The organism is Luteimonas sp. A534 (assembly GCF_054072805.1).
The window spans coordinates 131,441-157,437 of record NZ_JBSVRR010000002.1 but is presented as its reverse complement, the minus strand read 5'-3'; the positions used below and the strand labels follow the sequence as shown (position 1 = coordinate 157,437).

Sequence of the window (25,997 nt, the reverse complement as noted above, 5' to 3'; positions counted from 1 at the left end):
ACGCCACCCGCCTGACTGCCGGCGTCCGCGGCTTGCGCCATCGCGCGCCCATCCCCACCTTGCACCCATGCCCGAGCTGCCCGAAGTCGAGACCACCCGCCGCGGCCTGGCGCCGCACGTGGAAGGCGCGCGCGTCCAAGGGGTGCTGCTGCGCCGCCCCGACCTGCGCTGGCCGATCCCGGCCGAGGTCGGCGCGCAGCTGCCAGGCCAGCGCATCGACGCCGTGCGCCGGCGCGCCAAGTACCTGCTGCTCGACACCGCCGCCGGCAGCGCGCTGCTGCACCTGGGGATGTCCGGCAGCCTGCGCGTGCTGCCCGCCGACACCACGCCCGGGCCGCACGACCACGTCGACATCGCCCTCACCGGCCGCGGCGGCGCGGCGCGCGTGCTGCGCATGACCGACCCGCGGCGCTTCGGATGCCTGCTCTGGCAGCCGCCGGGCGAAATCCATCCGCTGCTGGCCGGCCTGGGGCCGGAGCCGCTGGGAGACGACTTCGACGGCGACTACCTCTTCAGCCGCAGCCGGGGCCGCCGGGCACCGGTGAAGTCCTTCCTGATGGACCAGCGGATCGTGGTGGGCGTGGGCAACATCTACGTTGCCGAAGCGTTGTTCGCGGCCGGCGTGTCGCCACTGCGCGCCGCGGGTCGCGTCTCGCGGGAGCGCTACGGGCGGATCGCAGGCGAGATCCGCACCGTCCTGGCCCACGCCATCGCCCGCGGCGGCACCACCCTGCGGGACTTCATTTCGCCCGACGGTGCACCGGGCTACTTCGAACAGGAGCTTTCGGCCTACGGCCGCGGCGGCGAGCCCTGCCCGCGCTGCGGCCGGCCCCTGCGCCAGGCCCTCGTCGCCCAGCGGGCCACCGTCTGGTGCGGCACCTGCCAGCGCTGAGCGCAGGCGCTATGATCGGACGTCCGAGGGGAGCCCCATGTCCGACACCGCAGAGATCACGCTGTTGCTCGACGCCGCCCGCGACGGCGACCGCGGCGCGCTCGATCGCGTGCTCGCCACCTTGTACCAGGAGCTGCACGGCATGGCCCGGCGGCAACTGGCGGGTCAGTATGGGCAGACACTCGACGCCACCGCGCTGGTGCACGAGGCCTACCTGAAGCTGATCGGCCGCCGCGAGGCCCGCTTCGACGACCGCGCGCACTTCTTCGCCTATGCCGCATCCGCGATGCGCAGCGTGGTGGTCGACTACGCGCGCCAGCGCATGGCGCAGAAGCGCGGCGGCGACCTCCACCGGGTCACCGACCTGCCCGAGGACATCGAGGGCGGCCTGCGCCTGGACGAGGACATGCTCGCGCTCGACGTCGCGCTCGACCGCCTCGCCGCGGTCGACCAGCGCCTGGCCCACGTGGTCGAACTGCGCTACTTCGGCGGCCTGTCCGAGGTCGAGATCGCCGAGCTGCTCAAGCGTTCCGAGCGCAGCATCCGCCGCGACTGGCAGAAGGCCCGGCTGTACCTCCTCGCCTCGCTGAAGGCGGACTGAGGAGGCGCCCGGCGGGCGCGCGCGGCTGATGGATGCCGACCGCTGGCAACGCCTGTCCCCGCTGCTCGATGCCCTGCTCGAGCTCGAGCCGATGGCGCGCGCGCAGAGCCTGGCCTCGCTGCGCGAAGACGACCCGGCGCTGGCGGCCGACCTCGAAGGCCTGCTGGAGCTGGAAGAGGGCCAGGAAGATTTCCTCTCCGAACCCGTGGTCTCGCAGCTGCCGCTGGCGCGCGCGGACGCGGTCATCGGTCCCTACCGCCTGGAGCGCATGCTCGGCGAAGGCGGCATGGGCCAGGTCTGGCTGGCCAGCCGCGCCGATGGGCTCTACCAGCGCCGCGTCGCACTGAAGCTGCTGCGCCCGGGCCTGGCCGATCCCAACCTGCGCCTGCGCTTCACCCGCGAGCGGCAGATCCTGGCGCGCCTGGAACACGCCCATATCGCACGCCTGCTCGACGCCGGCATCAGCGCCGACCAGCAGCCCTACCTGGCGCTGGAGTATGTGGATGGCGAGCCGATCACCGACTGGTGCCGGATGCGCGAGCCCACGGTCGAGGCGCGCCTGCGCCTGTTCCTGCAGGTCTGCGAAGCGGTCAGCCACGCCCACGCCAACCTGATCGTGCACCGCGACCTGAAGCCCTCGAACATCCTGGTGACGCCGCTGGACGAGGTGCGCCTGCTCGACTTCGGCATCGCCAAGCTGCTCGACACGCCCGACGTCGGCGCCGAGGGCACGCGCACCGGCGTGCGCGCGTTCACCCTGCACTACGCGGCCCCCGAACAGATCCGCGGCGAGCCGGTCACCACCATGACCGATGTCTATTCGCTGGGCGTGGTGCTCTACGAGATGCTGTCGGGCTGCAAGCCGTACCGGCTCAAGCGCAAGAGCGATGCCGAGTGGGAAGAGGCGATCCTCAGCGCCGACCCGGCGCGGCCGTCGGTGGCGCTGCAGCGCGCGGCCGCCGAAGCCGCCACTGAGTCCACGCCGACGGTGCCGGCACCCACCACGGCCCAGGTCAGGCGCGATGCGCGCCGCATCGCCGGCGACCTCGACAACATCGTGCTCAAGGCGCTGTCGAAGCGGCCCGAGCAGCGCTATCCCTCGGTCGAAGCGATGGCCCAGGACGTCCGCCGGCACCTCGATGGCAAGCCGGTGCGCGCGCGCGCGCAGAGCATCGCGTACCGGGCGCGCAAGTACCTCGGCCGCCACCGCTGGGCGCTGGGCACCGCGGCGGCGATCGCCGTGGTGCTGGTGGCGGCGCTGGCGATCGTGGGCTGGCAGGCACAGCAGGCGGTGCAGCAGGCCGCGCGTGCACGCGCCCTGCAGAGCTTCATGGTGGGCCTGTTCGAGAACGCGGGCAGCGCGCCCGGTGGCGCGCACATCGACGTGCGCCGGCTGCTGGAAGACGGCGTTCAGCGCGGCGAGCTCGAGCTTGCGCAGCAGCCGGTGGCGCTGGCGGAACTCCTGGGCGTGGTTGCGCGGTTGCGCGCCGGCCTCGGTGACTACACCCAGGCGCTGGCGCTGCAGCAGCGCCAGGCCGCGGTCATCGCCGACATCGCGCGGCCGCCAGCGGCCCTGAACCTGCAGGCCGCGACCGACATGGGCCGCATCCGCCGGCTGCTCGGCCAGCCCGGCGCCTGCCGCGCCGCAATGCAGCCACTGCAGGCCGTGGCGCTGCGGGAACAGGAGCGGCTGCCGCAGCTGGCGGCGGACTTCCACACCCAGCTCGGGCGTTGCCTGCGCGACGAAGGCGAACTGGATGCCGCACGCATGGGCTTCCAGCGCGCGCTGGCGATCCGCCGCACGGCGGCGCTGCCAGATACCGGCGTGGTCGAAAGCCTTTCAGACCTTGCCACCCTGCGCGCGGCGGCGGGCGAGAGCGCGCTGGCGCTGCGTGAGCAGCGCGCGGCCCTGGAGCTGCTGCGCACGCGCGTGGGACTGCGCCACCCGGAGGCGATCGCGATCCTGCGCGCGACCTGCTCGCTGCACCGCGAGCTGGGCGACCTGCATTCGGCCGAAGCCGATTGCCGCGAAGCGCTTGAACTCGCGCTCGAGATACGCGGCCCGCAGCATCGCGACACGGTGGATGGGCGCCGGCAGCTGGCCGCGCTCCTGGTCGACAACGGACGCCTGGGCGAGGCCGAGGTGATCTTCCGTGACGCGCATGCGTGGCTGGTGTCGCGCCTGGGCAGCCAGCACGCCGACGTCGCCCGCAACGACAACAGCATGGCCATCGTGGCCTGGGAGCGCGGCGACCTTGGCGACGCCATCGCCGGACTCGAGCGGTCCAACGCGCTCTGGCGGAAGCTCGGCAACGAGACGATGCTCGCCGCGGGCCTCTTCAACGAAGCCCTGGTACTGCACGAGGCCGGCGACCAGGTGCGTGCGGCGCGGCTGCTGGAGGAGTCACTGCAGCTGCGCAGCGAGCGCTTCGGCAGCGACCACGGCCTGGTCGGCGCCACCCTGCGCCTGGCCGGCGAAGTGGATGCCGCGCGCGGCCATGACGCCACGGCGCTGGCGGCGCTGCGCCGTGCGGTGGCCCTGACCAGCGCGGGCTACGGCGCGGCGCACCCCGCCGCCCGGCGCGCCGAGCTGGCGCTGGCGCAGTTCGAGGCCACGCGCGGTACGCACGGCGCGCTGGCCCGGCTCGACCACCTCGCCGGCCTGCCCAAGACCGACACCGAGCTGCGCAAGATCGCCTGGCGCGCTCAGGCGGTCGCCGCCGCGCTGCGCTGCCACGGCCCGCGGCGCGAGGAATCCCTGGCCGTGTTCACCGCGCTGGAGCAGCTGGTCCAGATGGCACGCCCCGAGGGCGGCGTGGTGGTGCGCGAAGTGCGCCACTGGCGGCGGCACTGCGACGCACCGCTGGCCTTCGCGGCGGTCGCCGCGGACTGAGCCTCAGTCGAGTTTCAACGCCGGCTGCAGCGGCTCGATGCGGCCCTCGCCGCGCCGGATGCGCTTGAACTCCGCGCGACTGACCGAGACATAGCGCTCGTTGCCGCCGATCTCCACCTGCGGCCCGTCCTGCACTGCGCGTCCCTGGTCGTCCACGCGCACGGTCATCGTGGCCTTGCTGCCGCTGTGGCAGATGGTCTTGATCTCCTGGATCTCGTCGGCCCAGGCCAGCAGATGGCGACTGCCTTCGAACAGCTCGCCCTGGAAATCGGTGCGCAGGCCATAGCAGAGCACCGGCACGCCAAGCGCATCCACCACCTCGGACAGCTGCCAGGCCTGTGACCGGCTGAGGAACTGCGCCTCGTCCACGAGCACGCAGTGCAGGCGCCCTCCGGCGGCGATGTCGGCCTGCACGACCGCTTGCAGGTCGGAGTCGCGGCCGAAGGCCAGGGCCTCGGCCTGCAGGCCGATCCGGGACGCCACGCGGCCGCTGCCCGCGCGGTCGTCGAGCGCGGGCGCAAGGATCAGCACCCGCATCCCGCGTTCGCGGTAGTTGTGCGCGGATTGCAGCAGGGTGGTGGTCTTCCCCGCGTTCATCGCCGAATAGTAGAAATAGAGCTTGGCCATTCGGGGAATTCTAACGGGAGCGCCTGCGCGTGCGCTGCCCGCGGCGCCCGGGCCGGGTGGCCGCTTTGAGTACAATCGCCGGCCGTTCCGGAGTTCCCATGCACGGCCTGAATCCCCAACAATCCGAGGCCGTTGCCCACTGCGAAGGTCCGCTCCTGGTACTGGCCGGCGCCGGCAGCGGCAAGACCCGCGTGATCGTGGAGAAGATGGCGCACCTGGTCGGGTCGGGACGGTATCCGGCGAAGCGGATCGCGGCGATCACCTTCACCAACAAGTCCGCGCGCGAAATGCGCGAGCGCGTGGCCAAGCGCATCCGCGGGGACGCCGCGGACGGCCTGACGGTGTCGACGTTCCACGCCCTGGGCCTGCGCATGCTGCAGATCGAGCACGAGCGCGCCGGCCTGCGCCGCGGCTTCTCGATCTTCGACTCCGATGATTCGATGGCCCAGTTCAAGGACCTGATGCCCGGCGCCAAGCCGGATGCGATCCAGGCCGTGCAGGGCCTGGTGTCGCGGGCCAAGAACGGCGGCCTGTCGCCGGAGCAGGCGCGCGCGCTGGCACGTTCGACGCCCGAACACGAGGCGGCGATGGTGTACGAGCTCTACCAGGCGCGGCTCGCGGCCTTCAACGCGGTCGATTTCGATGACCTGATCCGCCTGCCCGTGCAGCTGCTGGAGTCCGACGAGACCTGCGCGCTGGGCTGGCGCGAGCGCATCGGCTACCTGCTGGTCGACGAATGCCAGGACACCAACGACGCCCAGTACCGCCTGCTGAAGGCGCTGGCCGGCGACAAGGGCAACTTCACCTGCGTGGGCGACGACGACCAGTCGATCTACGCCTGGCGCGGCGCCAATCCCGAGAACCTGTCGCAGATGGCGCGCGACTATCCGGCGCTGCGGGTGGTCAAGCTCGAGCAGAACTACCGCTGCTCCAATCGCGTGCTGCGCGCGGCCAACGCGCTGATCGCCAACAACCCGCATGAGCACCTGAAGACGCTCTGGAGCGCACAGGCCGACGGCGAGCGCATCCGCATCTGGGAGTGCCGCGACGCCGCCCACGAGGCCGAACGCGTGGCCGCCGAGATCCAGTTCCTCAGCAGCGCGCGCAAGGCCGAGTGGAGCGAGTTCTGCATCCTGTTCCGCGGCAACCACCAGTCCAAGGCGCTGGAAAAGGCGCTGCAGATGCTGCGCCTGCCCTACCACCTGTCCGGCGGCACGGCCTTCCTGGATCGCGGCGAGGTCAAGGACGCCCTGGCCTGGCTGCGCATGCTGGCCAATCCCGACGACGATTCCGCCTTCCTGCGCGCGGTGCAGTCACCCGGCCGCGGCGTCGGCGCGACCACGCTGGCGAAGCTTGCGGAAATGTCCCGCCACGCCGGCATGCCGATGTCGCGCGCCATCGAGTCCATCGGGCTGCTCAAGCAGCTGCATCCACGCGCGGCCTCGGCGCTGTCCGCCTTTGCCGAGGTGGTCCGCGGGCTGCGCACCGACGCCGTGCGGCTGTCGCCGGCGGAGCTTGTGCGCGTGCTCAACGAGCGCTCGGGCCTGCTGGCCGCGCTGCGCGCGCAGTGCAAGACCGATGAGATGTTCCGCATCCGCCGCGGCAACCTGGACGAGCTCGCCGACTGGTTCGACAGCGCCCGCGGTGGCGCCGGTCCCGGCGAACTGGCGGCGTCCCTGGCGCTGCTCAGCCACGCCGACAAGGGCGACGCCGGCAACCAGATCCGGCTGATGAGCCTGCACGCGGCCAAGGGCCTGGAGTTCCGCTACGTCTTCATCGTCGGCGTCGACGACGACACCCTGCCGCACGAGGCCAGCGTCGAAGAGGGCCGCATCGACGAGGAGCGGCGCCTGCTCTACGTCGGCATCACCCGCGCCAAGGAACAGCTGTGGCTGTCCTACGCGCGCGAGGCGCAGCGCTGGGGCGAGCGACTGCGGCTGGCGCCGAGCCGTTTCCTCGTCGAACTGCCGGCGGCCGAGCTGCAGCGCGACGGCGCCGACCCGGTGGCGGATGCCGCGAGGAAAAAGGAGCGCGCCGACGTCGGTTTCGCCGCGATCAGGGCGCTGCTGGACGGCTGAACGCCGGCGCTTTTCCCCGCGTGGCGGCCTTTCCGCCCACGCCCTGCATGGCGGACATTCGTCGTGGGGATTCGCCTGCCTCGGCTAGACTCGGCGCCTGTCTTCGACCAGGTCCCGCCATGCGCACGCCCCTGTACACCGTTGCCCTGCTCGCCACCGCCCTTGCACTGGCCGGGTGCCACACCGTCCCCGCCCAGGCGGACGTGCCCGTGACCGCGCCGCCGCCATCGGCCGCGGATACCGTGCCGGCGAACGACAACCTCAACGCAGTCCTGTGGCTGCAGCGCTCGATGGAATACCGGGCCCTGTCGGAAACCGTGTTCCGCGCCGCCACCGAACGCCTGGACGCCGCATTGGCCGATCCGTCCTGGGATGCGCTGGTCCCGGCCGAACGCGCCGCGGCCGGCGACGCGGCATCGCTGCCGCCGGCGGTCATCCTCGACATCGACGAGACCGTGCTCGACAACTCGCCCTACCAGGCGCGCCTGGTGGTGGACGGCAAGGAGTTCGCCGACGCCACATGGGATATGTGGGTGGAAGAGCGCAGGGCGACCGCGCTGCCGGGCGTGGTGGCGTTCACCCACGCCGCCGCCGACAAGGGCGTGACCGTCTTCTACGTGTCCAACCGCAGCGCGGCACTGACCGAGGCGACGCTGGCCAACCTGCGCAGCGAAGGCCTTCCCGTGCAGCACGAAAACGTGTTCCTGGGCCTGGGCATGCAGGTGCCGGACTGCGAGCAGAAGGGATCGGGCAAGACCTGCCGTCGCCAGCTGGTCGGACGGGAGCACCGCGTGCTGATGCAGTTCGGCGACCAGCTGGGCGACTTCGTGCAGGCCACGGCCAACACCAACGCGCAGCACGCACTGCTGCACGCGGAATACCACGGCTGGTTCGGGGAGCGCTGGTGGATGCTGCCCAATCCGACCTACGGCGCGTGGGAACCCGCCCAGTTCAATAATGACTGGAGCCTTCCGGCAAGCGAGCGGCGCCGGCAAAAGCGTGACGCGCTGCGCATTGATCGCGATTGATATCAATGACTTAAGTATCTACTCCTAAGGTATTGCATAAGGAGCCGGGCGGCGCTAGGCTGTCCGCGCCACAACATAGTCCTCCGGCTCCGGCCGGTTTTTACGGGAGGCCCCAGGGCCTCCCGTTTTTTATGGCGCCGCCCCTGGGGTTTACCCGAGGCTGCGGTCAGGCACCGCTGGGACTAACGTGCGTGTGGAGGGGATCCACCCGCCATCGCTGGCGGAGCACTCCTGCCTGCGCGAGGCGTCCGATGTCGATCGACCCCATCAGCTCGCTCATGAACGCGCTTTCGAAGGGACCGCCCCTTCCGGGCGCGCACAACAAGAGCTGGGTATCCAACCACGGGCAGGCCCATGACGGGGGCCGCGGCGGGTTTCCACTCGGCCTGGGCGGGGGGCCAGCGGATCTCGGGCGCCAGCTGCCCGGCTTTGGCGGTGATCGGCCCCAACACCCGCACGGCATCGATCGACCGAACCTCCCCCACGGCGGCGCGCCGGGACTGGATCGACCGAATCTTCCCTACGGCAATCCACCCGGGTTCGATCGACCGAACCACCCCCATGGTGGACCGCCCGGCCTGGACCGCCCGAACCAGCCGCATGCCGCACCACCTGGTGTTGATCGCGCGCAGCCCGGGCTTGTCAGCCAGGTGCAGGGCGTGGTCCGCGACGTGATCGGCCTGCCCCAGCAGCTTCCGGGCGCTCCGCCGGCGGGTCCGCAGGGCCCGGGCAATTCGCAGCCCGTGCAGTTGCCGGCGCCAACCATGGCTGCCGCCCAGGCGCACTCGACCCCGGTGCCCATGCACGCCGCGCAGGCCCAGACCGCCCATTTCGCTGGCTTCGCCACGGCCACCGCGCAGCAGGCGCTGGCGCCGCAACAGGCACAAACCGCCCTGCCCGTGCGGTCAGACGTGGCAACGCAGGTTGCACACGCAGCGCAGCCCCCACGCGCCGATGCCATGCAGGCTCCGCCAGCGCGCGCCGAACTGGCGCAGGTGCCACGCAGCGATGCGGCCGCAGCCGAACGCATGGCGATGCTCCAGCGAACCGCCGCCGCACCCATGCCGCTTGCCAGCATGACGACTGCGACCACCGCGGCGAACACCGCTGCAACCCAGGCCGCCGCCGTCGCCACGGCCGCTGCCGGCACCACCATGGCCTCCGTACCAGCCGCCACGATGGCCACCCAGGCCATGGAAGCGCGCAGCGTGAACCCGCTGATCGCGGCTGATCGCGGACAGGTGGTTGCGCGCACCGATGCCGGTGGCACCTATACCGGCGAAGGCCCGTATCGTCGCGGCCTGCGAAGCGCGGCACGGGCGCTGCCCGGCGGCCTGTCGACCCTGCTCATGGCGCTCGGCGCCCAGGGCAGCACCGGCGCATCCGGACGCGACCCGGCGGCCATCGAGCGCGAGCTGCGCGCGGCGATGATGCAGTGGCTGTTCTGGCTGCTGGCGATCATCGCCTACGGCTGCGTCGCCTTCGCGGTCATCGGACTGCTGCCGCCGGGCAGCCTGGGCGGAGGCGCCAGTACGCCTGTCGACAATCGTGCGTGGACCGGCGGTTTCGCCCTGGCGGGCCTGGTCGCGGCACTGGGCGCCTGGTGGTTCGCGCGCGGCATGGCGCATGGGAGTGGCGATGGATCGCGCGACGGGGATGACGATGCCTGAGCTGCCTCAGCGCCGGCACTCCGGCACCCGCACCATGCCCATCGCTCCGCCGCTGAGGTTGGGTACGAGCTTGTTCCGGTAGACCACTTCGCGGCACCCGCCCTTGGGCGTCCTTCCACCCTGTCCGGGCGCGCGCTCGAAGGGGCGCCACAGGTCGTAGCGGAACTGGAAGCGGGTCCCCGCCGGGAACCCGCCGCCGCTGTCCGCCAGCAGTTCGATCTCGAAGAAGAGGTCGAGCCGGCGCCGGTCGATGCTGCCCTCGATGGTCATCGCATTGCCGCCTGCCTCGCCGCCCCCGGAAATCGCGCCGTCGGGTTCGATCCGCAGCGTCACACCGTCACTGCCGCCGCTCCAGCCGCCGCCGGCGAACCCGCCGTCGGCCGCAAAACCGGCGTCGGCCTCCTGGTCGATATCGCCCACCACCACCAGCCGTCCGGAGTCCTGGAGCTCGGCGCTGCCGGTGCCATTGCGCGACGTGGCGCGCGCGTCCGAGCCCTCGGGCGGAAGCACCCGCACCTTCACCACCCCGATATACGCGCCCCCGGCGAGCGCGCGGATGCCGGGAGATCCACGCGCGCCTTCCTTGCCATCGCCGCGTTCGCTTTGCGCCTCCGCGCTTGCGGCCGTCGGCCCAGAGGCACGGCCTGCCGTCTTCGCATCGCAACCGGGCAGCGCCGCGCCCACCGCGATCGCTGCGAGCAGGACCATCGACGCCACCGTGATGCGCATGCCTTTCCTCGCCCTGGAAACGAAAACGGCCCCGGATTGCTCCGGGACCGTCGTGTTGCAATCCCTTGGAGAGGATTACTGCTTGCGCGACACGTCCCTGTTGGCTTCGCCCACGCTCTTGATCACGGTGTTCATGGCCTGCATGAACATGTTCATGATCTGGGTCTGCGCCTGCAGCTGGGCGGTCAGCTTGTTCTCGCCCATGCCGCCCGGATCCTTGTCGTCGTTCTTGGCCTTGGCCTTTTCGTCCTGGAGATTGTCCAGCTGGTCGGCCAGGTCCATCACCCGGTCAAGCATCTTGTCGGCGATGTTGCCGAGCATGATGGCCAGCGCCATCAGGTAGCTGCCGCCCTCGGCCGCTCCGCGGGCTTCGCCCTGGCGCTGCATCTGGACGTTCTGGATGAAGGAGAAGTTGTAGCTCTGGATATCGCTCATGGTGGTGCTCCGAAAGTCTTGAAGGGTGTGGTGCCACGGCTGCGCTTGCCGGCCGGCCGCGGATGCGGCCAGCGGCGCGTCATCGCCGCGGCGGACCCCTCAGGCGATGCGAGCGGGCGTTGACCACTTCGCTGCGCAGGGCCGCACCGGTGTTCTCGCGCTGCGCACCGCCCGCAGCGCTGGTATCCGCAGTGCCGGCGGACGCCTTCATGGCCTGGGTACGGAACCAGGCCAGCGCCTTTTCCTCGCCTTCCGTGGCGAGCAAGCGTGCAAACTCGAGCGCAACCCGCGACTCGCGACGCTCCAGCGGCTGCAGCGAGGCATCGAAGGTACGGATGAGCTCGTTGGCTTCTTCGCCGCCGATCGCGCCGTTGTCCTGCAGCGCCTGGACGGTATCGGACCAGGACGCACGATCCGGGATCGATGCGGTGGCGCTGGCCGCCGTGGCGGCCGCGTCTTCCAGGGCACGCGAAAAATCACCCTGCAGCTGCTCGCGCATCTCGCGGTCGATGGACGGGTTCGCCGCCAGCACGGCGTCGAACTCGCCCATCAACTGGCCCATCAACGCCGCCGGATCGAAACCCGTGCTCGCCCCGTCACCCTGACGTCCCGCGAACGCAGCGCCAGCGTCGGCGTTGGCGCCGGCCCAGGCTTGCATGTCTGCGGGGGTCTTGGTTCGGGACATCGCGGGCTCCGGTCTGGAGTGGGGATGAGGATGGCTTGGTTTCGAGTCTGTCCAGCGTGAAGGTGGCCGGCAAGCTGGGGCAAACCCTTGCCGCCGGGACACCGAGCGCAGGATCAGCCCGTGACCACGCGCAGCTGCTCGGTGATCACGCGGGTGGCCTCGCCATGGCGACGGCCGAGGTCGGCGGCAATGTCGCGCAGCCATGCGTTCGCCTTGTCCAGGCCGTCCTCGCGGATGCGCCGGTTGTACTCGGGCTCGAGCTTCGCCTTTTCATCGTTCATGTCGCGGAGCATGTCGTCGTAATGCCCGAGCAGGCGGGCTTCCTCGCCGGTATCGAGCACGCCCTGCTGGCGCAGGTCGGCGAGGCGTTCGGCCAGCGCTTCGCGCGTCTTCGGGGGGGCGCCATCCATGGACATGCGTCAGCCGTTCCCGAAGCCGAGGTCGAAGCCGGCGCCGTAGGCGTTGCCGAACAGCGAGTCGAAGTTGAAGCCCACGGCATCGGTCATCTCGCTGCCGAGCGCTCCGCCGAGCCAGGAACCGATCTGCTGGCCGATTGCCTGGCCGATGGGACCACCGAAATATGTGCCGACGAGGCTGCCGACGACTGAACCGATTTGACTGCCCATGTCCTTGTCCTCTCTTGATGGGTGTTGGAAGCCCGGGTGGACTCCGGGTGCAGGTTCAAGTTTCCGCAGCGGCGCGGCGGCGCCAAGCTGGTGCGTACCCGACCTAGGGCCGGCCCGGGGCGCGGCCGCGGCGGTTCGCGACGGCATACTCGCGCCATGGCCATCGCTCCCGACGACGAGTTCCTGCGCACGCGCCGCCTGGTGCTGCGCGGACTGCGCCCGGGCGACGTCTTCGACCTGCAGCGGCTGGGGCGCGACCCGCGGGTGGCGCGCGCGCTGCTGGACGCCCCCGTGGACGACATCGCATCGGCGGCCGCCCTGGTCGAGACCGCGCGCCGCATCCAGCGCGAGCGCCCGGGCCTTGGGCTGTGGCGCGCGGACGATGCCACGGGCTTCGTCGGGTTCTTCTCGCTGGTGTCGGAGTACGCACCGGACGAGGTCGAGATCGGCACCCGGCTGCTGCCGCGCGCCTGGGGCCGCGGCTATGCGCTGGAGGGCGGGGCGGCGCTGTGTGCGCACGCCTTCGACACGCTTGGGCTGCCAGCGCTGGTGGGGCTGTGCAACCCGGCCAACCGCTCGGTACCGCCGCTGTTGGCGCGCCTGGGCTTCACGCCCGACGGAAAGGTCGAGCAGTTCGGGAAGCCTGCGCTGAGAATGCGGCTGCAGCGTGCGGACTGGCGCGGCGTGCGCCGCCGCAGCGATCAATCGCGAATGACGGGCGAAGCCACGTAGACAGCGCCGTCGTGGCGCACTTCCAGGTCGCGATCACCCTCGCGCTGCAGGCGCAGGTCGCGGAAGCCGTGGCTTCGCGAAGGCAGCGCTTCCACGGCGCGGGCACGGCCGGCGGCAAGCAGGAGGCTGCGACCGGCGGCGTTCTCTGCATACAGCCACCAGTCGGCGCCATCGGCATCGCTGAGACAGGGGTGGCGGCCTTCGACCAGCCAGTCGGCGCGACCGTCGTCATCGAGGTCAACCCGGTGCGCGAGCACCCAGTCGGGGGCGAACGCCGAGCGGCCATCGACCACACCCTGGTCGCAGGCGAGCACGCGCACGTCGGTGGAGAGGCCGCGGACGATGTCGTCCGCCAGCGTCTCGCCGGATGCGGGGGCACCGGCGACGAAGCGGATGCTGGCGGCGGGCGGGCCGGGGGGATCACTTGCATCGTCGCCCGGCGGTCCCGGCGGCATCGTTGCCGATGACGTTGCCGGCACCGCGCGCACGGCCTCCGCGTCATCGGGCTGCGCACGCTCGCAGCCCGCCAGCGCAAGGCCGGCGGCCAGCAGCGCCGCCAGCCAACCCGGCGGGTGCCGCACTACTGGCGACGCCCGTCGAAGCGGCCGTCAAGCAGGTCGTGGACCCAGCGGTCGATCGTCGCGGTCGAGGCTTCGATGTGCACGTGCGGGCCGGTGGAGTTGCCGGTCGAGCCCTGGTCGCCGAGGTCCTGTCCGTAGGCCACGCGCTCGCCGGCGCGCACGTCGATGCTCGACATGTGGAAGATGTAGACCAGCTGGCCCTGGTCGCCGCGCAGGATGACCGCGTTGCCGGCGTTGCCCATCGCGCCGGCCGACACCACGGTGCCCGCGATCGGCGCCGGGATCGCCTGGCTGGTCTGCGACTGGCCGTTGCGATGCAGGACGATGTCGCGCACCTCGAGCGTCTGCCCGTCGCGCACCTGCGTCTGGTAATCGTGGTGCGGCTGCATCTGGTCGGGGTGGGATACCGAAATCGCCGGCTGGTGGCCGGTGCTGTACACGGTGTACGGCGCATAGGTCGGCGCGTCGCCCGACGGCGGCGTGGGGCCGGGCGCGGGCGACGGCGCACCCGGCCCTGGCGCGGGTGCTTGTCCGCCGCCGCCACCGGGCACGTGGACCGTCTGTCCCGGGTGGATCAGGTTCGGGTTCGCGATCTGCGGATTGGCCGCGACCAGTGCATTGAGCGACACGCCGTTGCGCGCGGCGATGCCGGACAGCGTGTCCCCACTGCGCACGGTGACCTCATGGGTGGCACCCGCGCCGCCCGGCAGCCTGATGGTCTGCCCCGGATGGATGAGGTCCGGGTTGCTGATCTGCGGGTTGGCCGACAGCAGTGCGCCGAGCGACACGCCATTGCCCGCCGCGATGCCCGACAGCGTGTCGCCGCTGCGCACGGTGACTTCGCCGCCGCCGCCGCCGGGCAGGTGCACGGTCTGGCCGGGATAGATCAGGTTCGGGTTGCGGATCTGGGGATTGGCGGAGAGCAGTTCGCCCAGCGAGACGCCGTTACGCGCGGCGATGCCCGACAGCGTGTCGCCACTGCGCACGGTGACGGCGTCTGATGGCATCGGAGCGGGCGTGGGGGACGGCGAGGGCGAAGGCCCCGGCGCCGGGGACGATGAAGGCGGCGGCGCGTCGCCATCGATACGCTGGCGCACGAAGGACGTCGCCTCGCCGGCGGTGATCCGGCCATCGCGGTTGACGTCCAGCGGTGCGTTCATGCGATACGCGGCGCTGCCCTGGCTGAAGAGGGTCGCATCGGGATCGGGACGCGGACTTCCGTAGAGCACCGTGGTGTAGACGCCCTCGAGCGTGTTGAGGTCGCCCGGATCGGAGCGGTTGTTGAAGTAGCGCTCGACGTACTGCAGCTGGTCCAGAGCACTCATCCGCGCCAGCGCATCGGTCGAGGTGCCGAGTTCGCGCGCGGTATTGGGCATGAACTGGATCAGGCCGGTGGCACCGCTGCCCGCGCCGTTGCGCACGCCGGGACTGAAGCTGGCACCGGTCTCGAAGCTCATCACCGCCAGCAGGTACTCGGGCTGCGTGCCCAGGCGCTGCGCCATCGCCTCGACCTGGGTGATGAAGGCGGGCGTGACGTTGGCATTGCCCTGCACGCCCTGGATGCGGTTGTAGTCGAAGCCCGACGGGCTGAGGTGGTCGCCGACGGCGTTGTGCCCGCCGCCGTTGCCGCTGACCGGATCGACCATGGCTTGGCTCCTGCTTTGATGCGACACATGCCGCGCATGCGCCCATTACAGGAAGCAAGACGATGGCTTGCCAGCTAGGTCAGACCCTAAGGCGGGCGTGCAGGGCGCACACTCCGCGCGGCAAAACGCTCAACCGTGGAAGTGCGGATCCACGCGCAAGCTGCCAAGGTTGCGCTCGGCGAAGCGCTTCATCAGCTCCGGCGCCGCATCGCGGATGGCGTCGTAGCTTCCGCGCGAGCGTACGTCGGCACGCAGCACCCAGCCGTCGCCCTCGCGGCTGAGCAGCAGGTCGGTACCCGGCAGGGTGGCGTCGGCCATGCGCAGCAGCACCTGGCCATCGCCCTGGGGATCGGCCGCACCGCCGGCCACGGCGAGCTGGCGCACGTGGCGCTCGATCATTTCCAGGACCGCGTTGCTTGCGCCCACCGGGGCAGGCATGGCGGCAGGGGCATCGCCGCGCAGGGCGTGCTGCGCCTGCCACAGCAGGGCGGGGTCGAGCAGCTTGGCTTCGCCGCCGTCGGCGCCGTCATTGGCCTGGCCACCACTGTCGCCGCGCTCCCGTTCACCGGTGCGGTGCACGGCGTCCTCGGTCACGGTCTGGCGCAGCTCCGCGGAGTCGCCATGGTCGATCTCGGCCTGGCCTTCGCCCAGGCGCTGTGGCTGCTGCTGCACGCCCTGGCGCGCATGGTCGAGCGCGTCGCGAAAGCGGTCGGTCTGTTCGCGGTTGGCCGGCGGACGCTCGCGCGCCTCCGCCGTACCCTCGCGGGCGCGGGCGGCATCGGCGGCGGAACTCTGGCTGGTGCGATCGATCGACATGGAGGAACTCCTTGGCTCAGGCGCCGGCCAGGTGGCGTGCCTGCAGCAAGTCTTCGGCGGCGCCCTCTTCCTGGCGCAGCTCATGGGCATTCTGTTCGCCGCGCCAGACGTCGCGGCGCTTCTCCAGCGCATCCAGCCGCGCCTTCGCGCGGAAGAACTCCGTGCGCGCCTCGGCCACCGCGGCCTCGGCGGCGCGCAGCGTTTCCTGGGCCTGGAACAGGCGCTGGCGCGCGGCGTCCGCCTGCTCGCCCAACAGGCCGATGTGGGCCTCGCGCTGCGCCAGGGCATTCGGCCACGGCACGCCCGGCGGCGGCGCGTCGAGCAGGCGCACGCGCTGCTGCTTCTGCTCGAAATCCAGCGCGATGATCTCGCCCTCGATCTTCAGGCACGCATCACTGCAGGCCTGTGCTTCGCGCTGGCGCTCGAGCACCCGCTGGCGCGCGGCTTCGGTGCGGTGCTCGCGCAGCCTGATGAGCGTCTGCAGCGGATAGCGCTTCACGGAAACAGGCCCTTGAGCGCGTCGGCCGACTGCGCGAACGGCACCAGCTCGTGCGCCGATTGCTGCAGCAGCTTGCGGATCGGTCCGATCTTTTCGATTGCGGCATCGGCATCGGGATCGGTGCCCCGCTTGTACTCGCCCAGCTGCAGCAGCAGCTCGATGTCCTGGTATTTCGCAAGCAGCTTGCGCAGCTGTCCGGCCGCGCGCACGTGCGCATGGTCGACCACGCGCGGCATCGTGCGGCTCAGGCTGACCAGGACGTCGATCGCCGGGTAGTGGTACGCGGCCGCGAGTTTTCGCGACAACACGATGTGGCCGTCGAGGATCGAGCGCACCTCTTCCACGATCGGGTCGCCGCCGTCTTCGTCTTCCGCAAGCACGGTATAGAAGGCGGTGATCGAACCCTTGTCGTTGTTGCCCGCGCGTTCGAACAGCCGCGGCAGCGCGCTGAACACCGAGGGCGGGAAGCCGCGCCTGGCCGGCGGCTCGCCCACGGCCAGGCCGACGTCGCGCAGCGCACGCGCGAAACGGGTGACCGAGTCGACCAGCAGCAGCACGCTCCGGCCCTGGTCGCGGAAGTGCTCGGCGATCGCGGTACCGACCCAGGCCGCGCGGCTGCGCTCGAGCGCCGGCCGATCGGAAGTGGCGACCACGACCACCGACTTCGCCAGGCCCGCGGGCCCGAGGTTGTCGTGGATGAATTCGTTGACCTCGCGGCCACGCTCTCCGACCAGGACGATGACGTTGACGTCGGCATCGCCACCGCGCGCGAGCATGCCCAGCAGGGTGCTTTTGCCGCCACCGGCCACGGCGAAGATGCCGATGCGCTGGCCTTCTCCCGCGGTCATGGTGGTGTCGATCGCGCGCACGCCGGTGGAGAACGGCCGCTCGATCAGCTTGCGCGCCAGGGGATTGGGCGAGGCGGCATAGATCGGCGCGTCGACCGTGTGGCCGACCGGGCCAAGGTCGTCGATGGGTTCGCCGTGGGCATCGAGGATGCGACCGAGCAGGCCCGGGCCGACGCGCACCGCCGCCTGGCGGCCACTGGCGTAGACCTCGGTGGTGGCGGAGACGCCGTCCAGCGCGCCCAGCGGGGTCAGCAGCGTGTGCTGCTTGGACACGCCAACCACTTCGGCGGCAAGGCGGAAGGATGCATCGCCCTCGCCGCGCGGGTTGCGCAGTTCGCACAGTTCGCCGATCGCGGCCTTGAGCCCGGTCGCGCGGATCAGCGTTCCGTAGGCTTCGGCGACGCGGCCGACGCGTTCGATCGATTGGACCCGCGCCAGCGCATGCAGCAGCGGATCGGGATCGCCGACGAGACCCGTGAAGGGTGCGGGCGCCGTTGCGCTCATGCCCGGCGCTCCGCCTCGGCCGCGCTGCCCGCCTGCGCGGCGCTGCCGGCCAATGCGGTCCGGATGGCCTCGATCTGCTGCGCGACGCCGGCGCGGACTTCGCCGGCTTCCGACACCACTACGCAGCTGGTGGGCTCGAGGCTTGGATCGTCGACGAGCTCGATCACGCCGACCGCGGGATGTGCCTGGCGCACCGCGCCGAGGCCCGCGGACACGCTGTCACGCACGCTGGGATGCACGCGGATCAGCAGGAACTGCTCGGCCTGCGCGGCCTCGACCGCCTGCATCACCAGCGGCGGCACCACGCTGCGCGCATCGAAGCCCGGCGCGATGCGATCGACGATCGCGCAGGCAAGTTCGGTGATGCGGCCGCTCGCCTCGCCCAGCACGCGGGCACGACGTTCGTTGAGCGACGCGAGCTGCTCGGTCATCTGCAGCTTGGCGGCCGCGATGCCCTCGGCGAAGCCTTCGGCATGGCCCTGTTCGCGCGCGCGTGCGATGTCGGCGATGGCCTCTTCGTACAGCCCGTTGACGCGCTCGAGCAGCGCATCGAGCTCACCCAGCTGCGCCCAGGCCGCAGCCGGCACGACGCTGGCGCCAAGCGAGCGGCTGAACTGACGCTGCTCGAACACCGCTACGCCCGCTGCGGGTGGGCTGCGGCCGGCAGGCGCTTCGCGGGTGGCGACGGGGAGGGTGGATTCTGCGTTCATGGGTGCGTGTGCGCGCTCATGCGGCGCGCGCCTCGTGGTGCGTATAGACCCGGAGCACCGGCTTTTCAGGCAGGTGCACGGGGCGCTCGTCGGCCGGTGGATGCAGCAGGTCGCACCAGTCGGCCAGCGCGGGATCGCGACGCCGGGCCCAGGCACCCAGCTCCGCGCGGCCCTGCAGGTCGAAGAGCGCGAACAGCGGCGCCGGATCGTCGTCGGCCATGGTCGCGGCCAAGGCCGCGCTGAAGTCGGCGCCAAGCGCCTGCAGCCTGGCAGGCGGCAGCGTCCCTTCCCACACGGTCCGGTCGAGCGCGAGCATGTAGCTGTGGCCAAGCGCCGTCTTCAGGCGTCGGACCGGTTCGCGGCGCACCTCCGCGCGGATCGGTGGCGCATGGGCCAGCAGGCCGAGGTCGCGGCACAGGGCGTCGAGCCGCGGTCGCGGCCAGCGCTTGCGGATGTCACCCGGAGCGCGCGCCGGGTCGGGTGCCAGCAGTGATGCCGCCGGGCCTTCGGCCAGCCGGCTGGCAAGCAGGCGGCGGCCAAGCGCACTGTCGCGCGCGCGCGCGACCAATGCCGCGTCCAGCGGGGCACCGGCGTCTTCAAGCCATCCGGGGTCGACCTCCGCCAGCAGCGCCCGCAGCGACATGCCTCAGCCGTTCCAGACCTGGTCGGACGTTTTCTTCGGTTGTACCGCGGCCCGCAGCCGGCCCCAGAAAGCGACCAGCAGGCCGAGCAGCACCACGACGCCGGCCGCCATCGCCAGCGTGACCGGACTGATCGCCGACAGCGCCGGCCCCTGCGGACGGCGCGCCGGCAGCGGCGGCGCCTCGGCGAACTTCACCGTGACCTTGTTGATGTCGATCAGGCCCGGCACTGCGTCCTTGATCAGGAGCTTGATGTCGGCCTCGCGGTCGCGGGCGCTGGCACCGGCGTATTCGAAGATCGCGACCGACGCGGAAGAATCCTGGCTGGACCCGCCCAGAGGATCGCGCTCGGCCAGGGTCACGTGCACGCGGGCGTCGACCACGCCCGGGAAGCGGCTGAGCGTGTCGGCCAGCTCCTGCTGCAGGCTGCACTGCTCGCGGCCACGCTCCTCGGTGGACGAGGACGCGAAGCCTTCCTTCTTGAACACGTCGCAGGTATTGGCGAACTGGGCGCGCGGCAGGCCGTGCGCACCAAGCAACTGCATCGCGTACGGGAAATCCGACGCCGCCACCCGAACCTCCCAGCCGACCTTCGACGGCGACGGGTTCTTGTCGGCGTCGATGCCGGCTGCGATGAGCACGCCCATGATCTGGTTCGCCTGGTTTTCGTCGAGCTGGCTGTACAGCGGCTTGCCACCGCAGGCGGCGAGCAGCGTCGCCGCCGCCAGGGCGAACAGGGCCGCGCGCAGTGCCCGCGGCCGTTGCTTGGAATCCATGGACTTGCCCCCTTCCGTCAGGACTGCTGCCGGAACAGCTGCTGGATGCCGTCCGAAGTGCGGTTGGCAACGTTCGAGGTCAGCTCGGCCTGGAACAGGAACTGATGGCACTTCATGGTCATTTCCATCATCTGCCCCGGCGTGAGCTCGGCGACGTTGCCGCTCATGCTCTGCGACAGGGCGTTGATGTTGTCCGCGCCCGTGTTGAGGTTGTTGATGGCCGAGATCAACGCCCGCGTGCCTTCGGACGGCTGCGCCGGCGTCAGGTCGACCGGCGCCGCCTGCTGCTGCGGGGCGACGCCGCCGCTGCGCTCGAGCGAGGCGGCGAAATCGCGGATGTCGTACGGCGTGGCCTGTGCCTGCCCGCCGCCGCCCGCACCCTGCATGCCGGCCTGGCCGGCCATCGCCGGGTCCATGGCTGCTACCTGGATGGCTTCGATCATGTGATCCTCCCGCGCTTGCGCGCTTAGTTGCGCTTGCCCAGGGTCTCCAGCGCCTGGCCCACGCTGTTCTGCGAGGTCGCGGCGTTGTTGGACATGAACTGCATCTTCAGGCTGGCGGCGGTCAGCTGGACCATGTCGGAAGGCTGGTCGCTGCCGCTGCTGATGTTGGCGGACATGTCGGTGATGACGGCGGCCTGCGAGTCCAGGGTCTGGCCCCAGGCGCGCGACATGGCTTCGTACCAGCTGCCACGGTCACCGGCGGACGATCCGCCGCGGATGCCACCGGCGCCACTGGTGGCGGCTGCGCCGGCGATGAACTGGCCCAGGCCGGGCGTACCTGCTGCGATGTTGGTCATGGTGCTCTCTCCTCTTCTTCGGTCTTTTCTGCGATTTACATCCGCAGCGGCATGACGTCGCTGCGCACGTTGGAAAAATCCTGAGGTTCCGGCGCGTCCTCGCCGGGCTTGGGCGCGGCCTCGATCTTCAGCCGCTCGAGGCTGCCGTCGGGCCGCAGCGCGTGCGCGGTGCCCTCGGTGATCGACACCAGGGTGCCGATGCCCGGCAGTTCAGCGCCAACCTGGTAACGGTCGCCCTTGCCGGACACCACGTGCGGATCGTCGCCACGCACGATCGCGGCCACGCGGATGCGCACCGGCTTGGCGGGAACGGCGGGCAGGTTGCGCTTGGCTGCGGCGACCTCGGACACGTTCACCGGGATGACCCGGACCACGCCTTTTACTTCCCGCATCGCGCGCGAATACGACGCGGCCTCGAGGGCGGCGCCGTCCTCGAAGGCGCCCCTGACCTCGACGTCGCCGTTACCGAGATAGCGCGTGCGCGCGCTGATGCCCTGGCCGCGCAGGATCTCGGCAACGTCGCCGGCGATGTCGTCGCCGGTCCGCAGTTCCAGCCGCGCGTCGATCTTCTCCTCCGCGATCCGCCGCGCGATTCGTTCGCGCGTGGCGGCATCCGGAACCGTTCCGGTCAGCACCAGGCGGCCCTGCTGGTCGATCGCGGCCAGCCCGTCGTCGATGCCGTATTGGGGGACCAGGCGCTGCAGCTGGGCGCGCGGATCCGGGACGTCCTGCTGCTGCGGCACGACCATGGCGAAGATCGCGAGCGACACCAGCGACAGCACGGCCACCGCGGCCACGGCGGGCAGGCGGCGCAGGTAGGGGCGGGCGGGCCGGTCCGGCGCCGGGCGCGGCCCGAGCCCGCCGGGCACGAGGCGGTCCCAACCGGCGTCATCAGCGGCGCCGAAGGCGATCGCGGCCTCGCCGATGCCCACGCGCTGCACGCGGTCCAGCTCGATCGGATCACCGGGATGGACCATGGCGGTAGCGACGTGCAGCGGTGCGTCCAGCGCGCGCAGCGAGAAGCGGCCATTGACGAAGCTCAGCAGCGCGTGGCGCGCGGCCACGCCCGCGTCCGCCAGCACCATGTCGCAGTCGTCGCCGCTGCCGATGAGGATCATTTCGCCACCGGCAAGCTCGCGTTCGGCACCGGCGTGGAGACCCGACACGACGCGCAGCACGATGCCGCGATCGTCCAGTGCCTCCATGTCGTTCTCCCTTCCCATGCCACTCTCCGTTTGACCGAATCCTGCAGCTGTCCCGTTACCTTGCGGTGAAGCCCCAGGGTCAGGCGTTCACCTGCCCGGCCTGCACGATGCGCAGGTCAGGCGCGAGTTCCTGGTACGACAGCACCGGGAGCTCGAAGAAATCCACTTCCATCAGCTTGCGCAGATGCCTGCGCACATCCAGCGAACACAGCAGCACCGGACGCACGCCTGCGGCCTGTCGCGCCAGGTGCGCGCGCACTTCGGCGCCCAGGCGCGACGCCAGCTCCGGCGAGATCGCGAGCTGGCTGGCGCCACCAGCCACGCGCACCGACTGGCGCAGCTTGTCTTCGAGTTCCGGGTGGATCAGCAGCACGTGCAGCGTGCGCTCGGTATCGGCGTGGCGTTCGGCGATCTCGCGCTTGAGCGCGACGCGCACGTACTCGGTGAGCAGCACCACGTCCTTCTCACGGCCGCCGACATCGGTGATGGCCTCGAACACATCGCGCAGGTTGCGGATCGGCACGCCTTCCTCGGCGAGGCGGCGCAGGACGTCGGCCACGCGCTGCGGCGCGACCACGCGCAGCATTTCCTTCACCAGGTCGGGGTAGTCGCGCTGCATGCGCGCGAACAGGTTGGCGGTTTCCTGAATGCCGATGAAGCCGCCGAGCCTGCGCTGCAGCGCGCCACGCGCATGGGCGGCGAGCAGGTCGTCGGCGGCCAGCGCACCCTCGCTGCCCGGGGCGACCCACTCGCCTGCGAGCGCCGGGAAGAATCCACCCTGTCGATTGCCGCCATCGGCGGCGGCCACGCCCTGGCGGAAGGCCGCATCGGTGCGCAGCTGCCCCGAGGCGAGCCGAGCACCGAACGCACTCAGGCGATAGCCGCCCTGGCCCAGGCCTCCCACGGTGCGCGTGGCTGGCGCAGGCACGGGCACGCCGAATTCGTCGCGCATGTCCTGCGCCACCGCGGCCACGCGCGAACGCAGCAGCTCCTGCATCGGCGCCAGGTCCGGCGACAGGTCGAGCTGCAGGGGCGCGGGCGGCGCGAGGTCGTCGACCTGTGCCGGGCGCTCGGATTCCGCGACCTCGCCCTCCGGTACGCCGAAGGCGCGTCGCAGCACCTGGAACCCGTGCCGGTAGCGCCATGCGCTGATGCCGATCAGGACCAGGCCAAGCACCAGGAACACGATTTTCGGGAAGCCCGGCACCAGGGTCATCAGCAGCGCAAGGATGCCGGTGATCAGCAGCACCCTCGGCTGGCCGCTCACCTGGCGGCCGATGGCGGCGCCCAGGTGCTTGTCGTCGACGTCGCTCGTGGTACGCGTGACCACCAGGCCCGCGGCAATGGTCGCGAGGATGGCCGGGATCTGCGAGACCAGGCCGTCGCCGATGGTCAGGATGCTGTAGGTGCGGGTGGCGTCGGCCAGCGCCATGTCGCGCTGCAGGACACCGATGGCCAGGCCGCCGAGCAGGTTGATGATGATGATGACGATGCCGGCGATGGCGTCGCCCTTGACGAACTTCATCGCGCCGTCGAGCGCGCCATGCAGCTGGCTCTCGCTCTCCAGCAGGCGGCGCTTGGCGCGGGCCTCGTCCTTGTCGATGAGCCCCGAGCGCAGGTCGGAGTCGATCGACAGCTGCTTGCCGGGCATGGCGTCGAGGGTGAAGCGCGCCGAGACCTCGGCCACGCGCTCGGCGCCCTTGGCGATGACGATGAACTGCACCACGGTGATGATCAGGAACACCACCAGGCCGACCACCAGGTTGCCGCCGGCGACCATGTCGCCGAAGGTCTCGACGATGTGGCCGCCCTCGGCGTCGAGCAGGATCGAACGCGTGATCGCGATCGAGAGCGCCAGCCGGAACAGGGTGGTCAGAAGCAGCACGCTGGGGAAGCTGGAAAACGCCACCGGCGTGGGGATGTAGATCGCCAGCAGCAGCAGGCCGAAGCCGATGGAGATGTTGATCGCCACCAGGGCGTCGATCACCACCAGTGGCAGCGGCAGGATCATCACGCTGATGATCAGCACCGCGGAAACCGCGAGCACGATGTCGCTGTAGCCGAGCCGCGCGCGCTTGGTGTTGGCCGGCGCCGCGAAGAGGTTGGCGATCAGCGCGCGCACGGCGTCATCGTGTCCACGGACGGCGCCAGGAAGTGGGTCTGCCCACTGCCTTGCATGTCCCTTGCCACATCATCGTCCTGCCGCATCCGAGCACTGACCCCATGCGTCACTTTGTGGCAAATTACGATAGTCTCGCTACAAGAGCAATCGCGGAAAATTTAATCCGGGCCGCGCGTGAGAGACGTTCCGGCTGTTCATGGAGGTGAAGGCAAACGCCTGTAATGAAAGGGAAATTTTGCGGTAACAAGAAACCGTGACCGCTGTCCCGATCTAGGGCTTCGCATCCTCGGGTCTGCCCGGGCTTGCGATATCGGCCTCGTCCAGGTCAGTGATGAAATTCACGTTCTGGGCAGCGACACCCACGGTGAAGACGCGGCCCGAACGGGACTTCACCAGCACCAGGCGTTCACGCGGGCCAAGCGGAAGGATCTGCAGGATCGACAGCGGCGCATCGGGGCCGGTCAGGCCGTAACGCCGGCGGAGCAGGCGCAGGACGACCAGCAGGCCGGCAATGATGAAGGCCAGCGGAAGCACGATGGCCAACAGCTCCCCGGCAAAGGACGACGCCGCCGGAGCATCGGGAATGGCTTCGGCCGACATGGCAGTGCCACTTGCGAGGGACAGGATGGCGAAGATGGCAGTCAGGGATCGTTTGGACATGGGCGGATGCATGGGCCTGCTGTGGCGCACGGAAGGTGCGGGCGCAGCCTACCGCAGCCGCTGCGGCGCGCGCGGCACCGGGGCCACTGCATGACGCCGGCCGGGCGCGCGGGCGGCCGCATGCAGGTCGCTGCCGGCGACAGCGCCGTGACCGCGATGCTGGAGGCGATCCCCTTCCCCTGCGCTGCCTTCGCAAGCAACGGCGGCGGCCTGGTAGCTGCCAACAACGCCTACCGGCAGGCCTTCGCCGGCCTGGAGGGCCACGACCATCGCGCCCGCCTGCTCGCCGCCCTGGCCGACGGCGACCACGATGGCGACGAGGCCGGTGGCGCGCCGCGCGAGGTCAACGCGCCGCACAGCAACCGCTGGTACGCGCTGCACTGGGGCACGGCGCAGGTTGAAGGCACCGCGATCGACCTGCTCACCGCGGTCGACATCAGCGCCCGCATCGAGGCGCTGGATTCACACAAGAGCCGCCAGGAGAAGCTGCTGTTCACCTCGCGGCTGATGACGGTGGGCGAGATGGCGGCGACCCTGGCGCACGAGCTCAACCAGCCGCTGGCGGCGATCGTGAACTATCTCAACGGCAGCCTGCGCCTGGTCGACCAGGCCGGCGGGCCGGTGCAGGTGGAGCGCGCGCTGCTCGCCGCGCGCACGCAGGCCGAACATGCCGCCGCGGTGATCTCGCGGCTGCGCGAATTCGTCCGCGCCCGCGAGCCGCGGCGCGATGCGCGCGATCTGGTCGAGATCACCAACACCGTGGTCGAACTGCTGCGCCTGGAGGCGGAGCGCCTGCAGCTGCGCATCGAACTCGCGCTCGCCCCGGGACTGCCGGCGGTGTATGCCGACCGGGTCATGGTGGAACAGGTGCTGCTGAACCTGGTGAAGAACGCGATCGAAGCCATGCGCGAAGTCCCTGCCCACCACCGCGGCCTGCGCATCGAGGGCCGGGTCAACCTGGACGGCGAAGTCGAAGTCCGCGTCTGCGATCGCGGCGAGGGGCTCAGCGAGGAACAGGGCGCGCAGCTGTTCTCGCCCTTCTTCACCACCAAGAGCGACGGACTGGGCATCGGCCTGGCGATCTGCCGCTCGATCATCGAATACCACGAGGGGCGGCTGTTCTTCGAGCCGCGCGAGGGCGGGGGCAGCGTATTCGGATTCACGCTGCCGCCGGCGGAAGGAAGGGGATAGGCA

The 25,997-nt window shown here is 70.8% G+C and carries 27 protein-coding genes; 8 read left to right on the top strand and 19 right to left on the bottom strand.

Going from position 1 to position 25,997, the window contains the following annotated elements; all coding sequences use genetic code 11:
* The first annotated feature begins 67 nt into the window (after positions 1-67).
* Genes mutM through ACW5F0_RS05425 form a run of 3 tightly spaced genes read left to right on the top strand, consistent with a single transcriptional unit; the run spans position 68 to position 4,386 of the window.
* On the top strand, positions 68-892 hold the full coding sequence (gene mutM / locus ACW5F0_RS05435) for a bifunctional DNA-formamidopyrimidine glycosylase/DNA-(apurinic or apyrimidinic site) lyase (protein WP_456965432.1): 825 nt from the start codon (positions 68-70) through the stop codon (positions 890-892).
* Positions 893-929: 37 nt separating this feature from the next.
* The gene (locus tag ACW5F0_RS05430) at positions 930-1,493 is read left to right on the top strand and encodes an ECF-type sigma factor (RefSeq protein ID WP_456965431.1); all 564 of its coding nucleotides are present in this window, start codon (positions 930-932) and stop codon (positions 1,491-1,493) included.
* Positions 1,494-1,521: 28 nt separating this feature from the next.
* The gene (locus ACW5F0_RS05425) at positions 1,522-4,386 is read left to right on the top strand and encodes a protein kinase domain-containing protein (RefSeq protein WP_456965430.1); all 2,865 of its coding nucleotides are present in this window, start codon (positions 1,522-1,524) and stop codon (positions 4,384-4,386) included.
* 3 nt (positions 4,387-4,389) lie between these two features.
* Here the strand turns inward: ACW5F0_RS05425 and ACW5F0_RS05420 are convergent, their stop codons facing one another.
* Entirely contained in the window at positions 4,390-5,013 is a 624-nt protein-coding gene (locus tag ACW5F0_RS05420; protein ID WP_456965429.1) for a thymidine kinase, read from the bottom strand.
* Between the two features lie 98 nt (positions 5,014-5,111).
* Here ACW5F0_RS05420 and ACW5F0_RS05415 point away from each other — a divergent pair, with 98 nt between their 5' ends.
* The 3 genes from ACW5F0_RS05415 to ACW5F0_RS05405 all read left to right on the top strand — a co-directional run bounded on the left by ACW5F0_RS05415 (position 5,112) and on the right by ACW5F0_RS05405 (position 9,789).
* A complete protein-coding gene (locus tag ACW5F0_RS05415; protein WP_456965428.1) occupies positions 5,112-7,091 on the top strand; it encodes a UvrD-helicase domain-containing protein in 1,980 nt (659 codons plus the stop codon).
* Positions 7,092-7,210: 119 nt separating this feature from the next.
* Positions 7,211-8,119, top strand: a complete 909-nt coding sequence (locus tag ACW5F0_RS05410; RefSeq protein WP_456965427.1) for a 5'-nucleotidase, lipoprotein e(P4) family — start codon at positions 7,211-7,213, stop codon at positions 8,117-8,119.
* Between the two features lie 764 nt (positions 8,120-8,883).
* Positions 8,884-9,789 carry a hypothetical protein gene (locus ACW5F0_RS05405; RefSeq protein WP_456965426.1) on the top strand — a complete coding sequence of 302 codons (906 nt, stop codon included), beginning with the start codon at positions 8,884-8,886 and terminating at the stop codon, positions 9,787-9,789.
* Between the two features lie 6 nt (positions 9,790-9,795).
* Here the strand turns inward: ACW5F0_RS05405 and ACW5F0_RS05400 are convergent, their stop codons facing one another.
* From ACW5F0_RS05400 to ACW5F0_RS05380, 5 genes are all read right to left on the bottom strand, one after another.
* Positions 9,796-10,518, bottom strand: coding sequence for a hypothetical protein (locus tag ACW5F0_RS05400; RefSeq protein ID WP_456965425.1), 723 nt, complete (start codon positions 10,516-10,518; stop codon positions 9,796-9,798).
* Positions 10,519-10,593: 75 nt separating this feature from the next.
* On the bottom strand, positions 10,594-10,953 hold the full coding sequence (locus ACW5F0_RS05395) for a hypothetical protein (protein WP_456965424.1): 360 nt from the start codon (positions 10,951-10,953) through the stop codon (positions 10,594-10,596).
* 79 nt (positions 10,954-11,032) lie between these two features.
* Entirely contained in the window at positions 11,033-11,638 is a 606-nt protein-coding gene (locus ACW5F0_RS05390) for a hypothetical protein (RefSeq protein ID WP_456999227.1), read from the bottom strand.
* A gap of 113 nt (positions 11,639-11,751) precedes the next feature.
* The gene (locus tag ACW5F0_RS05385) at positions 11,752-12,048 is read right to left on the bottom strand and encodes a hypothetical protein (RefSeq protein ID WP_456999226.1); all 297 of its coding nucleotides are present in this window, start codon (positions 12,046-12,048) and stop codon (positions 11,752-11,754) included.
* A 9-nt stretch (positions 12,049-12,057) separates the two neighbouring features.
* Complete coding sequence (locus tag ACW5F0_RS05380) at positions 12,058-12,264, bottom strand: hypothetical protein (protein WP_456965421.1); 207 nt, start codon at positions 12,262-12,264, stop codon at positions 12,058-12,060.
* 156 nt (positions 12,265-12,420) lie between these two features.
* Between ACW5F0_RS05380 and ACW5F0_RS05375 the strand changes: the two genes are divergently transcribed.
* A complete protein-coding gene (locus ACW5F0_RS05375; protein WP_456965420.1) occupies positions 12,421-12,996 on the top strand; it encodes a GNAT family N-acetyltransferase in 576 nt (191 codons plus the stop codon).
* Here the strand turns inward: ACW5F0_RS05375 and ACW5F0_RS05370 are convergent.
* From ACW5F0_RS05370 to ACW5F0_RS05310, 13 genes are all read right to left on the bottom strand, one after another.
* Entirely contained in the window at positions 12,966-13,577 is a 612-nt protein-coding gene (locus tag ACW5F0_RS05370; RefSeq protein WP_456965419.1) for a hypothetical protein, read from the bottom strand. The genes ACW5F0_RS05375 and ACW5F0_RS05370 overlap by 31 nt on opposite strands.
* Positions 13,577-15,223, bottom strand: a complete 1,647-nt coding sequence (locus tag ACW5F0_RS05365; RefSeq protein ID WP_456965418.1) for a LysM peptidoglycan-binding domain-containing protein — start codon at positions 15,221-15,223, stop codon at positions 13,577-13,579. The genes ACW5F0_RS05370 and ACW5F0_RS05365 overlap by 1 nt, the downstream gene beginning before the upstream one ends.
* A gap of 129 nt (positions 15,224-15,352) precedes the next feature.
* On the bottom strand, positions 15,353-16,039 hold the full coding sequence (locus tag ACW5F0_RS05360; protein WP_456999225.1) for a hypothetical protein: 687 nt from the start codon (positions 16,037-16,039) through the stop codon (positions 15,353-15,355).
* A gap of 16 nt (positions 16,040-16,055) precedes the next feature.
* Entirely contained in the window at positions 16,056-16,538 is a 483-nt protein-coding gene (locus ACW5F0_RS05355; protein WP_456999224.1) for a hypothetical protein, read from the bottom strand.
* Positions 16,535-17,890 (bottom strand): FliI/YscN family ATPase, encoded by a 1,356-nt coding sequence (locus ACW5F0_RS05350; protein ID WP_456965415.1) that lies wholly within the window; start codon positions 17,888-17,890, stop codon positions 16,535-16,537. Before ACW5F0_RS05350 ends, ACW5F0_RS05355 begins: the two co-directional genes overlap by 4 nt.
* Entirely contained in the window at positions 17,887-18,600 is a 714-nt protein-coding gene (locus ACW5F0_RS05345; protein ID WP_456965414.1) for a FliH/SctL family protein, read from the bottom strand. Before ACW5F0_RS05345 ends, ACW5F0_RS05350 begins: the two co-directional genes overlap by 4 nt.
* Before the next feature lie 16 nt (positions 18,601-18,616).
* Positions 18,617-19,243, bottom strand: a complete 627-nt coding sequence (locus ACW5F0_RS05340) for a hypothetical protein (RefSeq protein WP_456965413.1) — start codon at positions 19,241-19,243, stop codon at positions 18,617-18,619.
* A gap of 3 nt (positions 19,244-19,246) precedes the next feature.
* Positions 19,247-20,017: a hypothetical protein gene (locus tag ACW5F0_RS05335; RefSeq protein ID WP_456965412.1), complete on the bottom strand. Its 771-nt coding sequence runs from the start codon at positions 20,015-20,017 to the stop codon at positions 19,247-19,249.
* Between the two features lie 17 nt (positions 20,018-20,034).
* Positions 20,035-20,460 (bottom strand): hypothetical protein, encoded by a 426-nt coding sequence (locus ACW5F0_RS05330; RefSeq protein WP_456965411.1) that lies wholly within the window; start codon positions 20,458-20,460, stop codon positions 20,035-20,037.
* Between the two features lie 23 nt (positions 20,461-20,483).
* The gene (locus ACW5F0_RS05325) at positions 20,484-20,816 is read right to left on the bottom strand and encodes a hypothetical protein (RefSeq protein ID WP_456965410.1); all 333 of its coding nucleotides are present in this window, start codon (positions 20,814-20,816) and stop codon (positions 20,484-20,486) included.
* A 35-nt stretch (positions 20,817-20,851) separates the two neighbouring features.
* Complete coding sequence (sctD, locus tag ACW5F0_RS05320; protein ID WP_456965409.1) at positions 20,852-22,039, bottom strand: type III secretion system inner membrane ring subunit SctD; 1,188 nt, start codon at positions 22,037-22,039, stop codon at positions 20,852-20,854.
* A 61-nt stretch (positions 22,040-22,100) separates the two neighbouring features.
* Positions 22,101-24,143 carry a type III secretion system export apparatus subunit SctV gene (gene sctV / locus ACW5F0_RS05315; protein ID WP_456965408.1) on the bottom strand — a complete coding sequence of 681 codons (2,043 nt, stop codon included), beginning with the start codon at positions 24,141-24,143 and terminating at the stop codon, positions 22,101-22,103.
* Positions 24,144-24,413: 270 nt separating this feature from the next.
* A complete protein-coding gene (locus tag ACW5F0_RS05310; protein WP_456999222.1) occupies positions 24,414-24,803 on the bottom strand; it encodes a FliO/MopB family protein in 390 nt (129 codons plus the stop codon).
* Between the two features lie 90 nt (positions 24,804-24,893).
* Here ACW5F0_RS05310 and ACW5F0_RS05305 point away from each other — a divergent pair, with 90 nt between their 5' ends.
* Entirely contained in the window at positions 24,894-25,994 is a 1,101-nt protein-coding gene (locus ACW5F0_RS05305; RefSeq protein WP_456965406.1) for a sensor histidine kinase, read from the top strand.
* Positions 25,995-25,997: the final 3 nt, after the last annotated feature.